Raw genomic sequence first — 18402 nt, 5'->3', positions numbered from 1 at the left:
CTTTGAATGGGTTTTGAGGGGGAGCACACAAATCCAACCACTCCATCGTTGACAGCATATCAAACCCATGATAGGGAAGCATCGCCACACTCATAAACTCTTATTTTTAAGCGCTTACAGTAAGTATTGACATTAAAATCACATTTAACAATTTATTATCAATTTAACCCTGAATTTAATTAACCCTAAATACCGTCAGAACAATACCACCAAAACACAAGCGCCATAAACAACAACAACTTACGAGCGGCGAGACAAAGACAGTAAAACACAGAGCCTAAACTGGCATTATAAATTCTAATCTTAAATAGCATTTTTTCTCGTTTGATCTAAATGGAGCGCTAACCTAAAATGAGCACCAAGTTAAGGAGACGGTCAAGTTAACCCGGTGAAGTAGCCCGGAAAGACTGACTCCGCTTATCATCAACATTTAAACGTGGAGTTACCATTATGAATACATTTTTTGAGCGTCTAGTTAGCAGCTACCAGCGTGTTTTCGTTGAGCTTTATACCTCAAGAGAGCTTTAAGCCAAGCTATCTTTGCAAGATTAAATCTTGAAGTTTTGTTAGCGCAAAGCGGCCCCCCTTAGTATTAAGGGGGGCTTTTTTATGGGCCAAAATTGCAGCCCTACGTCACCTCCTATTGAGCGGTTTACAATCAGTAACTTACCATAAGTAAACTTAACGCCCTCACTTCATGTTACCGCTACAAAACTCATTGAATTAGCATTACATGCATCGCTAAAGTTACACTAATCGACTGTTAATCCTTACTTTTATCTCGTCGAATTTTGTCCATAAAAAAAGCCTCTAAATATTTAGAGGCTTTTTCGCTGCTAATACTAACGCATTTATACGCTAATACTAATTAACCAATTGATTTTCTAACATTACGGAACATTCTCATCCATGGACTATCTTCACCCCATGAATCAGGGTGCCATGAGTTAGCAACCGTTCTAAATACACGCTCAGGGTGTGGCATCATGATCGTTACACGGCCATCGGTTGAGCTCAATGCTGTAATTGCATTTGGCGAACCGTTAGGGTTTTGTGGGTACTGAGTGGCTATTTGACCATTACCGTCAACATAACGCAGCGCAACTGTCCCTGACGCTTCTGCAGCAGCTAATGCTTCAGCAGATGCAAACTCAGCACGTCCCTCGCCGTGCGAAACAGCAATCGGCATACGTGAACCTTCCATACCTTGGAAGAATAGCGATGGGCTCTTTTGTACTTCAACCAAGCTAAAGCGTGCTTCAAAACGTTCAGAACGGTTACGTACAAAGTGTGGCCATAAATCAGTTCCAGGTATGATGTCTTTTAGGTTAGACAGCATCTGACAACCATTACACACACCTAGTGAGAAGCTATCATTGCGCTCGAAGAACTGACTAAACTGCTCACGAGCACGCGCATTAAACAAGATAGACTTAGCCCATCCTTCACCCGCGCCAAGTACGTCACCGTATGAGAAACCACCACAAGCAACTAGACCTTGGAACTCCTCTAAGCTAATGCGACCACTAAGAATATCACTCATGTGCACATCTTTAGACTCAAAGCCTGCACGGTCAAATGCCGCAGCCATTTCGATATGTGAGTTAACCCCTTGCTCACGCAAGATAGCCATCTTAGGTGCGGCACCTTTAAGGATAAACGGCGCAGCAACATCTTCACTAGGGTCAAAACTTAAATCAACAGTAAGACCAAGGTCATCAGCATTTTGCTTAAGCGCATGCTCCTCTTTGGCACACTCAGGGTTATCACGCAGTGACTGCATGCGGTACGTAGTTTCAGCCCAAATAGTACGCAGCGAAGTACGCGTTTCAGTTAACACTTCACGTTCACCATCAAAAATAGCAATTTGATCTGTGTCAGTCAGCTCAGCTACTTTATGGCAAGGTACACCTGCGGCAGTAAACTTCGCGCTAATAGCGGCAGCATCTTCACGACGAACTTGAATAACTGCACCAAGCTCTTCGTTAAATAAACGCTCTACATCAGTACCCGCTAAGGCACTCAAATCAACATTTAGACCCGTGTGGCCGGCAAATGCCATCTCTACCAGTGTGGTATATAAACCGCCATCACTTCTATCGTGATAAGCAATTATTGACTGGTCTGCGACTAGAGGCTGAATCACTTCAAAGAAGCCTTTCAATGTAGCAGAGTTATCAAGATCTGGTGCGATGTCACCCAGCTCACTGTATACCTGTGCTAAACAAGAACCACCAAGACGATTTTGACCCAGACCAAGGTCAAGCAGCAACAACTCACTGTCCCCTTTATCGCTGCGCAGTTCTGGCGTGACAGTATTGCGAACATCTTGCACTACACCAAAAGCGGTGATAACTAACGACATAGGCGAAGTCACGGCTTTTTGCACGCCATTATCTTCCCATGCCGTCTTCATCGACATAGAGTCTTTACCAACTGGGATAGTTAGGGACAGATCTGGACAAAGCTCTTCACCAATCGCTTTTACGGCCTCATAAAGACCAGCATCTTCACCGGGATGCCCTGCAGGCGACATCCAGTTAGCAGAAAGCTTAATGCGCTTGAATGAACCGATATCAGTACCGGCGATATTTAAAATTGACTCAGCAACAGCCATACGTGCTGAAGCACCAAAATCAAGCAGTGCCAGTGGCGTACGCTCACCGATTGACATTGCTTCACCGACATATGAATCGTAACTAGACGCAGTCACGGCGCAATCTGCTACGGGTACCTGCCATGGGCCAACCATTTGGTCACGGTTAACTAGACCCGTTACGGTTCTATCGCCAATAGTAATAAGGAAGGTCTTTTCAGCAATGGTAGGCAAACGCAGTAAACGATGCGCCGCCTCTTTAACTACAATGCCGCTTTGATCCAGTGCCGCAGAGTTTGCTTTCGCGCTCACAACGTCACGGCTCATCTTAGGTGCTTTGCCTAAAAGCACTTCTAACGGAAGCTCAATTGGGTGGTTTTCGAAGTGCTCGTCGCTGAGGATTAACTCACGTTCTTCCGTTGCCACACCAACTACTGCAAATGGTGCACGTTCACGCTGACAAATTTGGGTAAATAGCTCAATATTTTCTGGTGCAATCGACATCACATAACGCTCTTGCGACTCGTTACACCAGATCTCCAATGGGCTCATACCTGGCTCATCAGAAGGCACTCTACGCAGCTCAAAGTTACCGCCACGTCCGCCGTCATCAACTAACTCAGGGAATGCATTCGACAAACCGCCCGCGCCCACATCGTGGATAAACTGAATTGGGTTTGCGTCACCCATCTGCCAGCAACGGTCGATAACTTCCTGACAGCGACGTTCCATCTCTGGGTTTTCACGCTGCACAGAAGCAAAGTCTAAATCTTCGCTTGATTGGCCAGATGTCATCGAAGACGCCGCGCCGCCACCAAGGCCGATATTCATCGCTGGGCCACCAAGTACAACCAATTTTGCACCTACAGTGATCTCACCTTTTTGAACATGCTCTTCGCGAATATTACCTAAACCACCCGCCAGCATAATCGGTTTGTGGTAACCACGAACTTCAACACCGTTGTGACTATTCACTTCCTGCTCGTAAGTTCGGAAATAACCCACAAGCGCAGGACGACCGAACTCATTGTTAAATGCTGCGCCACCCAGTGGGCCTTCAGTCATAATATCAAGTGCAGTCACGATGCGGTCTGGTTTACCGTAATCAGCTTCCCATGGCTGTACAAAACCTGGAATTTTAAGGTTTGAAACGCTAAAACCAGTTAAACCAGCTTTTGGCTTAGAGCCTCGCCCTGTCGCACCTTCATCACGGATTTCACCACCACTGCCGGTAGCTGCACCTGGATATGGGCTAATTGCTGTTGGGTGGTTATGGGTTTCTACCTTCATCAAGATATGCATTGGCTCAGTGTGATAACCATATACTCCATCTTGCTTTGGGAAGAACCGACCAGCTGTAGAACCCGTCATTACGGCAGCATTATCTTTATAAGCCGAGAGGACATTTTCAGGTGTAGTCTCAAAAGTGTTCTTAATCATCTTGAACAAAGACTTTGGCTGAACCTCGCCATCGATTGTCCAATCTGCATTAAAGATCTTATGACGACAATGCTCAGAGTTTGCTTGAGCAAACATCATTAGCTCGACATCATTTGGGTTACGCTCTAAACGCTTGAAGTTCTCAACTAGATAGTCAATCTCATCCTCAGCAAGCGCGAGTCCTAAGCTAGTATTCGCCAGCTCGAGCGCGCTACGCCCTTGCCCTAAAATATCAACACTTTTAAATTTTGCAGGTTCAGTGCGAGCAAACAATATATCAGCCGCATTAAAGTCATTAACAACGACTTCAACCATCCGGTCATGTAACAGTTCAAGTAACGATTTAGTTTGCGCAGCGGTTAACTCATCGGCAACAACGTAGTAGGCAATACCACGTTCTAAGCGCACCACTTTATCAAGACCACAGTTGTGGGCGATATCGGTTGCTTTAGAAGACCAAGGAGAAATTGTACCGGGGCGGGGCGTGACAAAATGGAGCTTACCTTCAGGCTGATGTGCTTCAATAGCAGGGCCATAGGTTAAGATTTTTTCAAGCTGTTGACTTTCATTTTCTTCTAGCGATTCTTTCAAATCAGCTAAGTGGATAAACTCGGCATAGATTTGGCGCACTGGTAGTGCTGCCGACTCACAAGCTTGCATTAGCTTCTGTACTCTAAACGCCGAAAGTGCAGGGGCTCCGCGGATGATCTCCATCACGTCTTTTCACCTTATAAATTATAATTGCAGGGTCAGATCTGGCGCTATTATAGGGAAATGTTTACCACAAATCATTAGCAGTCGCTATACAAAACAGTGTTTCCTGTATACAAAAAAGCGCAGCTTATTTTTTGCAGAATGGGCGTAGAAATATCAAGCAAACTTTCGATTTGGAGCCATACTAAAATACAAGCGTTTACGAAAAACGTCCCTTTTTATGCACGCTTTAATACTGTGATATAATAAACCATAATTCCCTTATATTTTAAGCGCTAACTAATAGTAATGATGAGAAAGCTTTGCCTTATTTTCTGCTGTATAACCTTACTGGCTGCCTGCCAGAAGGTGGTAGTGGAACAAAAGCAAGTTGCCGTCATTGAGCCAAAAACAGAGTTAGTTGTCGGCACTTTATTTGGCCCTCAAATCTATTTTAGCTCCGGTCAGGGTGAATCTGGTTACGATTATGAGATGGCTGCAAGATTTGCCAAGTACCTCAACCTTGAGCTGAAGATGATGCCATTTGCCAACATTAGTGAGTTATACGGCGCGTTAAAAGCTGGAAAGATCGATATTATCGCTGCGGGTCTGGCAGACACACCTTCAAGACGAGAAAAATTCAGAGTCGGCCCTCCGCTCTATCGGGTAAACCAAGTGTTGGTATATAGGCAAGGAACGCGACCACCAAAAGATATCAACGATCTCGAAGGCGATATAACCGTTATCACCGACTCCTCATTTGTTGATACTTTAAGCGAGCTTCAAAAATCCAACCCTAATCTAATGTGGAAACAGGAAAAGGATAAAGACTCGGAAGAGTTATTGGCGATGATCGCCAGTGGCGACTTGCAGTACACCATCGCTGACTCCACCAGCTTAGATATTAACAGGCGCTTTATGCCTGAACTACGTGAAGGCGCCGTCCTTAAAGAGAAGCAACCGGTAGTATGGCTACTGCCGCCTAACAATAGCGACCGCTTAATGAGCCAGTTGCTGGCATTTTGGCACATAGAAAAGCGCAGCGGTACCCTAGCCCATTTAAATGAAAAGTACTTTGCCCACGTCAGACGTTTTGACTATGTCGATACCCGTGCCTTTATCCGTGCTATCGATAATAAGCTACCGAAATATCAAGAAACCTTTGAGAAGTATGCAGGTGATATCGACTGGCGCAAACTCGCTGCTACCGCATATCAAGAATCGCACTGGAACCCTAATGCCCGCTCACCAACCGGTGTACGCGGACTGATGATGCTTACCCTTCCGACCGCCAAACAAGTTGGAATAAAGAATAGGCTTGATCCGTACCAAAGTATTCAAGGCGGTGCTAAGTACCTCAACAGTATGCTTGAGCGCTTGCCAGCATCTATTCCCGAAAGCCAACGTATGTGGTTTGCCCTCGCCTCTTACAATATTGGTTTTGGTCATGTTGAAGATGCAAGAAAACTGGCGCAATCAATGGGACTGAACCCCAGTGCTTGGCGTGACATTAAAGAAGTATTACCGCTGTTACAAAAAAGAAAACATTACAAAAAGACTCGATACGGCTATGCCCGCGGCAATGAAGCTGTGCACTATGTCGACAGTATTCGCCGTTACTATGACACATTAGTGTGGATTGATAATCAGAACATATTGCTTGATCTTAAAAGTGATGTGACCCAAACAGCAGATAACAGTGGCCAAACAATGGAAGGTGCCCAACCACAATAGAAGCGCTGAACTTTATTTTTTGCTATTCATTTAAAATTCATCATATTGCTGTAAGTTGGTATGAAGTTAAAATAAGGAGATAGATGATGAAAAAAAGAGCGATAAACAATATGGCGGCTCGTCGCCGCACACAATTAAAAGCACGTCACTTAAAAACACTCAATAGACAAAAGCAGTTTTTTGTTTTTATTAGACCAATAGATTAATCCAGTGCTAGATTTTCTATCTTGGCGCAGACATTAGTAACGACTACCCCTTACTCGCGAGTTCAGAAGATTCAAGTTTAGCCAGCGCTTTGGCGGCTTTTTTCTCTTTTCTCCGACGCTTAAAAAAAGCGCTAAGTTGCTCACTACATGCCTCGTCTCTCACTCCTGCGGTAACCTCTACTTGGTGATTAAATGCAGGGTGACGCACAATATCAATAACTGTGCCTGCAGCCCCGGTTTTCTCATCATTCGCGCCATAAACCAGTCGACTAATCCTAGAGTGAACAATTGCACCAGCGCACATAGCACAGGGCTCTAATGTCACGTAAAGCGTGGTATCTAATAGCCGGTAATTTTCCAGCAACTGACCCGCTTGCCGAATGCATTGCATCTCAGCGTGAGCGCTGGGGTCATGCAGCCCAATACTGTAATTAAACCCCGCGCTAACCACTTCACCATCTTTAACCAAAACGGCGCCAACGGGTACCTCGCCCTTTTCTTCCGCCTTAGCAGCCATCTCCATTGCCATTTTCATAAAACGGCTATCGTCTTCTGCTTGTGCTACCTGTGCTGCAGTTTGTTGTGTGTTATCGCGATTTGGCAATCGACTCTCCAGATACATGTATTAAATCGGCGCTATTCTAGCAATTGTGCTGCAAAATAAAAAAGGTGCCGAAGCACCTTTTATATCAACCAGTATAGCTCGCTAGCTAAAATGAGTTATTCCCACTCAATAGTTGCAGGTGGCTTACCTGAAATATCGTAAACAACACGTGAAATGCCGTCTATTTCATTAATGATTCGATTAGATACACGACCTAAGAAGTCATATGGCAGATGTGCCCAATGCGCTGTCATAAAGTCGATAGTTTCTACCGCACGTAAGCTGACAACCCAATCGTATTTACGGCCGTCACCCATAACACCAACAGATCGAACCGGTAGGAACACTGTGAATGCTTGACTCACTTTATTATAAAGATCAGCCTTGTGTAGCTCTTCGATGAAAATCGCATCAGCTAAACGCAGTAAGTCACAGTACTCTTTCTTCACTTCGCCAAGCACACGTACACCAAGACCAGGTCCAGGGAACGGGTGACGATAAAGCATGTCGTACGGTAGACCTAGCTCTAGACCAATCTTACGCACTTCATCTTTAAACAGTTCACGCAGTGGTTCAACCAAACCAAGTTCCATATCATCAGGCAAGCCGCCAACGTTATGGTGCGATTTAATCACGTGTGCTTTACCTGTTGCGCTACCTGCAGACTCAATCACATCTGGGTAGATAGTGCCTTGGGCAAGCCATTTCGCGTTTGCGCATTTCTTTGATTCTTCGTCGAAAATTTCAACAAATACATGACCGATGATTTTACGCTTAGCTTCTGGATCGGCTTCACCCGCCATCGCATCAAGGAAACGGTTTTCAGCATCAACGTGGATGATATTCAGTCCAAAGTGATCACCAAACATATCCATCACTTGCTGAGCTTCATTTAAACGCAGCAAACCGTTATCAACGAATACACAAGTCAGTTTATCGCCAATTGCGCGGTGCAGCAGCATTGCAACGACAGATGAATCTACACCACCAGATAGACCGAGGATAACTTCATCATCACCAATCTGTTTCTTTAAACGCTCTACCGCATCTTCAATAATTGAAGAGGGTTTCCAGTTAGCGTCACAGCCACAAATATCGAGAGCAAAATGCTCAAGCATGCGCTTGCCTTGGCGAGTATGAGTCACTTCAGGATGGAACTGAACACCGTAGAATTTTTTGTCTTCGTTTGCCATAGCAGCAAACGGACACGTCTCAGTGTTAGCAACGGTAACGAAACCGTCAGGGATCTCCGACACTTTATCGCCATGGCTCATCCAAACGTCAAGTAATGGCTTACCTGTTTCGCTTACCGCATCTTCAATCGCTTTAAATAGTGCAGATTGAGTTTGTACTTCTACTTGCGCGTAACCAAACTCCCCCTCTCCAACACCTTGAATCACTTTACCGCCAAGCTGCTCTGACATCGTCTGCATGCCATAGCAAATACCAAGTACTGGAACGCCAGCGTTAAATACATACTCAGGGGCACGTGGAGAGTTGTCTGCAGTCACGCTTTCAGGCCCCCCCGCTAAGATAATGCCGTTGGGTGCAAAACCACGAATTTGCTCTTCGGAAACATCCCAAGCCCAAAGTTCACAATAAACACCGATTTCACGAATACGGCGGGCAATCAATTGGGTGTATTGCGATCCAAAATCTAGGATTAGGATCTTATGCTCATGAATGTTGCTCATGGGGTACCTTATCTTTATATTTCTGTTTAACTAAAATCTATCAGTACTGCGTGTATAGCGATTAATCGCTAAGGCAGTTCACAACTAAATAAAAGGCGACCGTCATGGTCGCCTAGCAAACTTTAAGAACCTGAACTGTAGTTCGGCGCTTCTTTGCTAATTTTCACATCGTGAACATGAGACTCGCCCATGCCAGCAGCGGTGATTTTAACAAACTCAGCTTTCTCATTAAGTTCTTTAATCGTGGCACAACCTGTTAGGCCCATGCATGAACGCAACCCGCCCATGTGCTGATGAATGATCTCTTTAAGCTTACCTTTGTAAGCAACGCGACCTTCGATACCCTCAGGGACTAGCTTGTCTGCAGCGTTATCACTTTGGAAGTAACGATCAGACGAACCTTGTGTTTGTGTCATTGCGCCCAATGAGCCCATTCCACGGTATGACTTATAAGCTCGGCCATTATAAAGTTCAGTTTCGCCAGGTGCTTCATCGGTACCAGCAAACATAGAACCCGCCATGATGCATGATGCACCAGCAGCAAGTGCTTTAGCCAAATCACCAGAGAAACGAATACCACCATCAGCGATAACTGGAATATTTAGATGCTTAACCGCAGCAGCAGCGTCAGATACAGCAGTAATTTGCGGAACACCCACACCAGTAACAATACGAGTGGTACAGATTGAACCAGGGCCAATACCCACTTTAACCGCGTTTACACCTGCTTCAACCAGTGCAATTGCACCTTCTGCAGTCGCTACGTTGCCACCAACGATTTGTAGTTCAGGGTATTTAGCGCGAGTATCACGAATGCGTTGTAGTACGCCTTCAGAGTGGCCATGAGATGAGTCGATAAGCAAGATATCGACACCGGCAAGAACAAGCGCGTCAACACGCTCTTCATTACCAGGGCCAGCCCCAACCGCAGCACCAACACGTAAACGACCTAGTTCGTCTTTACATGCATTAGGCTTACGCTCAGCTTTTTGGAAATCTTTAACGGTAATAAGCCCTTTAAGCTTAAAGTTGTCATCAACAACCAATACTTTCTCAACGCGGTGAGAATGCATCAGTGTTTGCACTTCATCAAGCTTAGTGCCTTCAGCTACTGTAACAAGTCGATCTTTAGGCGTCATGACCTGATCAACAGTACGGCTCCAATCAGTAACAAAACGCACATCACGGCCAGTAATAATACCGACAAGTTCATTGGCTTCATTAACGACAGGGTAACCAGCAAAACCGTTCTTTTCAGTCAATACTTTAAGATCGGCTAGAGTGGTGGCCGGCGTCACAGTCACTGGCTGCTGAACAATACCCGCTTCGTAAATTTTTACTTTGCGAACTTCTTCAGCCTGTTGCTCAATCGTCATATTTTTATGGATAAATCCTAAACCGCCTTCTTGCGCAATCGCAATTGCTAAGCGTGCTTCTGTGACGGTATCCATCGCAGCAGACACTATAGGCGTGTTCAGTTCTATCGTATTTGTTAGACGTGTTTTGAGAACGGCAGTATTTGGGAGGACGGTGGAGTGCGCTGGAACTAGCAACACATCATCAAACGTTAGCGCTTCTTTCTTTAATCTTAACATGCAACATCTCCCCAAGAGAGTAGGATTTAGAGGTGAAATATTGCGGCGAGATTATACCTTGCATATCTGGGTTGGTAAATGGAAAATAGGCATTAATTAGCATTTGTGTGTAAAAAAATAATGAAAACCTCAAAAAACAACGTTTACACCGTCTCTCGACTCAATGGAGAAGTCAGACAACTTCTCGAGGGGCAACTAGGTCGAATTTGGCTAAATGCTGAAATCTCAAATTTTGCCGCGCCCGGTTCTGGCCATTGGTATCTGACTCTCAAAGATAATTTCTCGCAGATCCGTTGCGCCATGTTTAAAGGCCGCAACCAAGCGGTAACTTTCAGACCCGCTAACGGTCAACAAGTACTCGTTAAAGGCAATATTAGCGTTTATGAACCAAGGGGTGACTATCAGCTATTAATTGAATCTATGCTACCTGCCGGCGACGGTTTACTTGCACAGCAATATGAAGCCCTCAAAATGAAGCTTGCCGCCGAGGGCATGTTCGCCACCGACACCAAACGTCCGCTGCCAGAAAATATTCAGCGTATTGGCGTGGTGACCTCCCCGACTGGCGCCGCCATTCGCGATATCTTACATGTACTCGCCCGCCGCGACTCATCAATAGAGGTCATCATCTACCCAACAGCGGTACAAGGCACTGACGCAGCGGTGAGTATCTGTAATGCCATTAACTTAGCCAATAGCCGCGCTGAAGTGGATGTACTATTAGTGACCCGCGGCGGTGGCTCCCTTGAAGATCTATGGAGCTTTAATGATGAAGGTTTAGCCCATACCATCTATAACAGTGGTATCCCGGTAGTTTCTGCCGTTGGTCATGAAGTTGACACCACCATTAGTGATTATGTTGCCGATCTGCGTGCGCCAACACCATCAGCTGGAGCCGAATTATTATCGAAAGATGCCGACAATAAAGCGCAGAAATTAACTGCTGTATTGTCGCGCTTAAAGCAAAGCTGGCAGCACTATCAATTAAAGCAGCAAAATAGGTTGCAAACTTGCGAGCATAAGCTGCAAAAACAGGATCCACAACGACGTTTGCATACCTATGAGCAAACCTTTGATGAGATGCAACTCAGACTGCAAAAAGCCCTGCAAACAAAGCTACATAGCTTGACGCTTAAGCAGCAGCAGTTAGCAAATAGACTCGATAACCAGTCACCACAACATCGACTAGATTTAGAAAGTCAGCGCTTGAGATATCTATCCGAAAAATTGACGACAGCTATCACTGACAAGCTTTCCATGAGCGAACAGCGCATAGCCCACCGCGCGCAGCAGCTCGATACTGTAAGCCCACTGGCAACATTAAGCCGAGGGTACAGTATTACCTTAAATGGCAAAGGCAAGGTGCTACAAGCAGCTGAAGATACGCTGGTAGGTGATACGTTAACGACACGTCTTCGAGATGGCAAAGTCACATCGACTGTGACTGAGCTTGGATAATCTACAACGTTACCAGCCCCTCAGCTCTGAGGGGCAACCACCTAGATAACTTTGCATAACTAAGTAGATATATTTAGAAACCAGCAGGATTTATATCTTCTTTATCTAATAACTCCATTAGTCCGACCAAAGCGATAAACAGTACTGCCCCCACGGGCCAAATTATCCAGGTTACGCCCCAATTCATCGTCCACAGGCTCCAGCCAAGATATATTGCCACCAATAGCGGCCAATAAAATGCAGCTAACTTTTGAGCTCTCAACGCCCTTTTGCTTTTCTCAGTTTTTAAGCAGCCCTCTTTTAAAATATTGGTGTAAGCCATGTATTTAGCGCTAACAGATGAAATGATATAAATACCAGCCGCAATCATAAACATCATAACAATTAGCATGATTAAAACGATTGCTGAACCATTAATGAACATACTGATAGTCATCAAGGGCACAAAGCTGAAAATAAACAAAAATATTGCGATGGATAATCTGAAGTTGTAGGTCGGTCTATACTTTTGTAATTTCTCACTAATCACGCCATGTACGCCATAATCCAACTCAAACGGCTGATTATCAATTACAGCAAAACCTGCTTCATACTGGTTAATTTTAATAAAAAAGCTAACAGCCATAGAAACCATGATGAGTATTGAGATAACCCCTAACACTGCCGCTATATCACCTGTCATGCCTAAACGATTGGTTTCAGCCATCGCCAAAAAGAAAAACAGTGGCACAACAGAACACACACAAAGTACCACCCCTTTGGTAATAAGTTCAGACACTGTTACTTTTTTATCGGTATAGGCTAAGGCTTGCTCTAGGCTTATCAAACTGGTCTGAGAAACGCTTTCTAGAGTTTCACTGACTTCGGTTTCATCTTTTAGTAAAAAATCAGTTGAGACCTCAAAAATCTCTGCCAGTGTTATTATCCGGTTTAAGTCAGGTATGCTATTGGCGCTTTCCCACTTTGAGACTGACTGCCTTGAGACATTCATCTTTTCAGCTAGGTCTTCCTGCGACCAGCCGCACTGCTTCCTTAATCTGATTATCTTGCCTGCTAAAATCATAAGCGTCATTCCTTGGTCTGTTATTTAGCCGTAAGCTTATTAAATCAGATGGTTGCATACTACCAACTGCAGCTAACATTGTGTCAACCAGCGGTTGCACCCTAGTTGCGATGGGATCTTTTATCGGCTTAAACACTTAAGCTAGCGATTTTAATTGAGACTCACAAGTTAGTATTTACTTAGACAGTAAAAGAATGCCTGCACGATTATTTTGTATGAAAGGTTCACATCAGGGGCTTTAGAGTTATGCTGCGCGGGTAAATAAAGAGCCCACAACTAACTTTTGCCCCAAAGTGAGTTGGTCCTCTATTAGTTTTATCAAGCTACGCTTGACCTAAGTCGTGGCGCTTCGCCCACACCCGAGCCAAGGGGCAAAGCGCTTGCGCCCCGCTCTTGATTTCAAAAGAGTCCCCCCCTCAGCGCCCCAGACGAAGTTGTCTCCCTCGTACTTATTTGAAATAACCTAACGCTTCCGATGGGACATCCTGTCCTGCGAAAGCTATGCCCACATCTAATAGGCAGGATGCCTGAATGTCTTGAAGTGCATGGATGCACGAGAAAGACCGTGTGGGCATTACGGCTATTTCTTCAACGTACTTCGGCAACTCCGATGGGGGATAGGTGTTTTCTGTTAGTTTTGTAACTCAATTTTGCCCCATTGTGTGTTAACGTATTTACTCAGCATTAGATCTAGTCTGCAAGTTTTCCATAGGTTCTTTAATGTGCTTAGACTTATTTTCGCTTATTATAGTGACTGATAATGAAATACTTTGAACCTCTATGATGTTAGCCCTTCATCAGGCTTAATACGGAAAGCTTCCAAAAATCACAACTTGGTATTGGAAGCTTTAATGTAGACAATACCAAATCATAGGTATTCATCGTCTTCCCACGCCCAGTCACTTTTGGAAATATCACAAGACACTTTTTGCAAATACCACCCGAGCAAAGCAATAATGAAGAGAATTAAAATAATAAAAGCGAATAACATTTTGTAGACTCAGAACGTGTAAATGACGTAAATACCCAATTTACCATGGCAGTTGAGTGCCATCGTAAACAAAAAATGAGCCTGAGTGTTTTGCTTTTAAATTATCAATGACATTAAGCATTCCCTTGACACTTGCTTGAACTGTCAACTTGCCGTCTTTTCCGCCCATATCGGTTTGTACCCAGCCCGGATGAATCGCCATGGTTTTTACACCAGAGTCCGATAACTCACAGGCCAATGATTTAATAATCTGATTAAGTGCTGCTTTTGATGCTCGATAGCTGTATCGGCCCCCTGAGCGGTTATCATCAATGCTGGCCAGTATTGATGTCATCCCAATAATGGTTTTATCTTGGCCAACGAGAATACTATTGAGCAAGGCTTGTGTAATTAACATAGGCGCGATGGTATTGACCTTTAACACATCTAGCCATCCTTGCTGATCCATATTGCTTAAATTGTCACATCCTTCACCACTCACACCAGCATTATGAATAAGCACATCAATAGGTTGGGCTTTAAATACCTCAGTTAAAGCGAGAATATCTGTTTCATTACTGACATCTAAAGCATAAGGGCGGATGGTTGAATACTGTTGTTCTAAAAGGGTCAATTCATGCGCTGAATCAATATCGCGACAGCAGGCAATGACCTTGTAGTTACGCTGTGCATATTGCTTTGCAAGCTCTAGTCCTAGGCCACGATTTGCTCCAGTAATAAAAACGGTTTTCATTGAATGCCTCTTATCAGTTTCAATCTTATCTAATACCAATCAATATCAGTTGCGAAAGCTGGCCAATGCGGCTGCATTGACCAGTTCTAAGAGTAAGAATCATGTTTATTTCATCAATACTCTTTTTATATCACTAACTTTCTGCACGCTTATCAAGGCGACCACTAAAGCGGGTCAAAGCAAGCGCTATCAGTACCACCACCGCACCGACCCAAGGTGTATGCATTAAGCCAGCTTTAGCGACAATCATCCCTCCACCCCATGAACCAAGTGCAATACCAACGTTAAAGGCTGCTATGTTTAAACCGGAAGCAACATCCACTGCATCTGGTGTATATTTTTCAGCAAGTTTCACTACATATACTTGTAAACCTGGAACATTACCGAATGCAAATGCTCCCCAAACTAAAATCGTGGCTACCGCAGCGATAGGGTTAACGGCGGTAAAATTGAACACGATAAGCACAGCAGCAAGACCAGTAAAAATAATGGTAAGTGCTTTTATTGGGCCTATTTTATCGGCCATTTTACCGCCCCAAATATTACCAATAGCAACGGATACACCATAAACCAACATAATTAAACTAATTGCATTAGCACTAAAGCCTGATTCTTGCTGCAAAATCGGAGCAAGGAAAGTGAATGCTGTAAAAGTGCCGCCATAACCCAGCGCGGTAATCGCATAAACCAGTAATAATCGAGGTTGAGTTAATACCTTAAGCTGCGATGAAAGCTTAGCTGCAGCAGGTTGTTTTAAGTTATTTGGTACTAATAAAGCGCTACCAATTAATGCGATTAAACCTAATAGCGCAACAATTAAGAAGGTTGATTGCCATCCAAAGGTTTGACCTATGTAAGTCCCAAGCGGCACGCCTGTGACTAACGCCACGGTTAAACCAGTGAACATAATCGCAATGGCGCTTGCAGCTTTTTCTTTGGGCACTAGGCCTGTAGCAATGGTTGAACCAATTGAGAAAAATACACCATGGGCTAAACCTGTCAAAATACGAGCGACAATTAAGGTGTTATATCCAGGTGCTTGCCATGCTATTAAGTTACCGACAACAAACAGTGACATTACGGTAATCAATACGTGTTTACGATTCCACTTTCCTGTTAAAGCCGTTAAAACCGGGGCACCAATGGCAACACCAAGTGCATAAAGGCTAACCAGCAACCCTGCTGAAGGTAGTGATACATTTAAGTCTGAGGCCATGCTCGGGAGTAGCCCCACGATCACAAACTCCGTTGTTCCAATAGCAAAGGCGCTTAGCGTCAATGCGAGAAGTGCTAAAGGCATAATATTTACTCTCTGTTGTTTGAAAATGACTAGCAATAGCCGATGTATTGGTCGCTATGCAGTCGCGTTGATAATTGATGGGTGGCATTTTGCATTAAAGATTTTTTGTGAAAAACAGAGGTTTTTACAAATGATATTTGTTATAAATGCAACAAACCTAATGAGGAGTGGGTAAAATTGAGGGAAATAGCATGCGAACAAAATCTGATGATTTAGCCATTTTACTAGCTGTAGTCGATACGGGAGGTTTTTCAGCGGCAGCAGAGAGCCTAGATATACAAGTCGCACGAGTATCCAGAGCGGTCAGTAAAGTGGAGAGCCAACTTGGGGTCACTATTTTAAACCGAACCACCAGACGTATTGAATTAACCGATGAAGGACGCCAGTTCATTGACTCTGTGCGGGTGGGGTTAATGCAATTACAGCAGGCGGAAGAAGATATTATTTCCCGTGGGGAATTGCCCAAAGGCCGTTTACGTGTCGACGCGGCTAGTCCGTTTGTGTTTCACCAACTGGTGCCATTGCTGCAGTCATTTAATCAAACCTATCCCGATATTGAGCTAGAAATAACCTCCAATGAAGGCATTGTGGATTTGCTAGAAAAGAAAACCGATTTAGCAATCCGAATTGGTACGTTGAGCGATTCGACCCTACATGCTCGGTCGCTGGGTCGAAGCCCCTTGTATATTGTGGCTTCACCAGAATATATATCAAAACGCGGGCTCCCCACCAAAACCAGCGATCTCGCTCAGCATAATCTTATTGGATTTGTCGCCCCTAAGATTTTGAATGACTGGCCTTTAAAAGGTTTTAGCCAGTTAGACGCTTTGATGTCATCAAGTAATGGCGAAACCATTCGACAAATTGTGTTGGCAGGAAATGGCATTGCATGTCTATCAGGGTTTATGGTGAATAAAGATATTGCCGAAGGACGTTTAATCCCGCTGTTGGAGAGCGAAAAAATTAGCCACCCAAGAAGAGAGCAAGTCAACGCTGTGTATTATAAGACTTCTTCTGTGGCCAAGCGGATTTCTGCTTTTATTGATTTTATTAAGCCTAAGTTAACCCTGTAGACAGCTTAAATGAGTTGATTGTTGCAAATTTAACAAATATTATTTGTCTTTGTTGCTATAAGTGCTTAGTGATTCATTTGCTAGTATGCCCCTATCAAATGAAGAGGGCTCAACTATGTCACTATCACTATTTCAACCATTCACGCTGGGTGGACTCACACTCAAAAACCGCATTGTTATGCCACCGATGACGCGCTCAAGAGCCAGTCAGCCTGGTGATGTCGCTAATGACATGATGGCAACCTATTACGCTCAGCGTGCCAGTGCAGGGCTGATTGTATCTGAAGGCACGCAAATTTCAGCTACTGCAAAAGGCTATGCGTGGACCCCAGGTATTTACACACCAGAGCAGATTGCAGGTTGGCGTAAAGTGACAGACGCAGTGCATGCCAAACAAGGCGCGATTTTTGCGCAGTTATGGCATGTAGGCCGAGTGACTCATCCAGATAATATCGGTGGCGAACAACCCATTTCTTCATCAGCGCTAAAAGCTGAAAATGTAAAAATATTTGTCGATAATGGCAATGATGCGCCCGGTTTTGTTGATGTGGTAGAGCCCAGAGCGATGACAAAAGCCGATATTCAGCAAGTGATTGAAGATTACCGTCAAGCCGCATTGAATGCCATTGAGGCAGGCTTTGATGGCATTGAACTGCATGCCGCGAATGGTTATTTAATCAACCAATTTATTGATTCAGAGGCGAATGTTCGCTTTGATGAGTACGGTGGCAGCCTTGAAAATCGTCTTCGTTTTCTTGATGAGATTGTTACTGCAATGGTCGATGCTATTGGCGCAGATCGCGTTGGTGTGCGCTTGGCACCTTTAACAACCCTCAATGGTACCGTTGATGCGAACCCTATTGATACCTATACCGCTGCCGCAGCGTTACTCAATAAACATCATATAGTGTACCTACATATTGCTGAAGTCGATTGGGATGATGCACCAGATACACCCGTCTCATTCAAACGTGCAATGCGCAATGCGTTTCAAGGCGTGCTGATCTACGCAGGTCGCTATAACGCAGACAAAGCAGAACACGCACTTAATGATGGATTGGCAGATATGATTGGCTTCGGTCGACCTTTTGTGGCAAATCCAGACTTGCCTGAACGCATGAAAAATGGCTATCCCCTTGCTGAACACGACCCAAATACCTTGTTTGGTGGCACAGAAAAAGGGCTCACTGACTATCCAATTTATCAAGCTTAGGGGAAACAC

At 44.4% G+C, this 18402-nt stretch carries 12 protein-coding genes; 5 read left to right on the top strand and 7 right to left on the bottom strand.

Features of this window, described 5'->3' with window-relative positions; genetic code table 11:
• Nucleotides 1-868: 868 nt before the first annotated feature.
• A complete protein-coding gene (purL, locus tag L2730_RS08110) occupies nt 869-4750 on the bottom strand; it encodes a phosphoribosylformylglycinamidine synthase (protein WP_248974214.1) in 3882 nt (1293 codons plus the stop codon).
• A 291-nt stretch (nt 4751-5041) separates the two neighbouring features.
• Here purL and mltF point away from each other — a divergent pair, with 291 nt between their 5' ends.
• Nucleotides 5042-6463: a membrane-bound lytic murein transglycosylase MltF gene (gene mltF / locus L2730_RS08105; protein WP_248974213.1), complete on the top strand. Its 1422-nt coding sequence runs from the start codon at nt 5042-5044 to the stop codon at nt 6461-6463.
• 83 nt (nt 6464-6546) lie between these two features.
• Nucleotides 6547-6669, top strand: coding sequence for a hypothetical protein (locus tag L2730_RS21955; RefSeq protein ID WP_283105679.1), 123 nt, complete (start codon nt 6547-6549; stop codon nt 6667-6669).
• 43 nt (nt 6670-6712) lie between these two features.
• Here the strand turns inward: L2730_RS21955 and tadA are convergent, their stop codons facing one another.
• The 3 genes from tadA to guaB all read right to left on the bottom strand — a co-directional run bounded on the left by tadA (nt 6713) and on the right by guaB (nt 10562).
• Complete coding sequence (gene tadA / locus L2730_RS08100) at nt 6713-7273, bottom strand: tRNA adenosine(34) deaminase TadA (protein WP_283105678.1); 561 nt, start codon at nt 7271-7273, stop codon at nt 6713-6715.
• Nucleotides 7274-7389: 116 nt separating this feature from the next.
• On the bottom strand, nt 7390-8967 hold the full coding sequence (gene guaA / locus L2730_RS08095; protein WP_248974121.1) for a glutamine-hydrolyzing GMP synthase: 1578 nt from the start codon (nt 8965-8967) through the stop codon (nt 7390-7392).
• 122 nt (nt 8968-9089) lie between these two features.
• Entirely contained in the window at nt 9090-10562 is a 1473-nt protein-coding gene (guaB, locus tag L2730_RS08090; RefSeq protein WP_248974120.1) for an IMP dehydrogenase, read from the bottom strand.
• Nucleotides 10563-10682: 120 nt separating this feature from the next.
• On the opposite strand from guaB, the gene xseA reads away from it, so the two are divergent.
• The gene (gene xseA / locus L2730_RS08085; RefSeq protein WP_248974119.1) at nt 10683-12020 is read left to right on the top strand and encodes an exodeoxyribonuclease VII large subunit; all 1338 of its coding nucleotides are present in this window, start codon (nt 10683-10685) and stop codon (nt 12018-12020) included.
• A gap of 73 nt (nt 12021-12093) precedes the next feature.
• Here the strand turns inward: xseA and L2730_RS08080 are convergent, their stop codons facing one another.
• From L2730_RS08080 to L2730_RS08070, 3 genes are all read right to left on the bottom strand, one after another.
• Complete coding sequence (locus tag L2730_RS08080) at nt 12094-13092, bottom strand: helix-turn-helix domain-containing protein (protein ID WP_248974118.1); 999 nt, start codon at nt 13090-13092, stop codon at nt 12094-12096.
• A 1022-nt stretch (nt 13093-14114) separates the two neighbouring features.
• Nucleotides 14115-14807, bottom strand: a complete 693-nt coding sequence (locus tag L2730_RS08075) for an SDR family oxidoreductase (RefSeq protein WP_248974117.1) — start codon at nt 14805-14807, stop codon at nt 14115-14117.
• Nucleotides 14808-14940: 133 nt separating this feature from the next.
• On the bottom strand, nt 14941-16107 hold the full coding sequence (locus L2730_RS08070) for an MFS transporter (protein WP_248974116.1): 1167 nt from the start codon (nt 16105-16107) through the stop codon (nt 14941-14943).
• Nucleotides 16108-16298: 191 nt separating this feature from the next.
• Between L2730_RS08070 and L2730_RS08065 the strand changes: the two genes are divergently transcribed.
• Complete coding sequence (locus L2730_RS08065) at nt 16299-17180, top strand: LysR family transcriptional regulator (RefSeq protein ID WP_248974115.1); 882 nt, start codon at nt 16299-16301, stop codon at nt 17178-17180.
• 115 nt (nt 17181-17295) lie between these two features.
• Nucleotides 17296-18393 (top strand): alkene reductase, encoded by a 1098-nt coding sequence (locus tag L2730_RS08060; protein ID WP_248974114.1) that lies wholly within the window; start codon nt 17296-17298, stop codon nt 18391-18393.
• Nucleotides 18394-18402 lie beyond the last annotated feature (9 nt).

Source organism: Shewanella kaireitica, assembly GCF_023284045.1.
Taxonomy (GTDB): domain Bacteria; phylum Pseudomonadota; class Gammaproteobacteria; order Enterobacterales; family Shewanellaceae; genus Shewanella; species Shewanella kaireitica.
The sequence above is the reverse complement of the archived record's forward strand: the minus strand, read 5'-3'. Positions and strand labels throughout refer to the sequence as shown.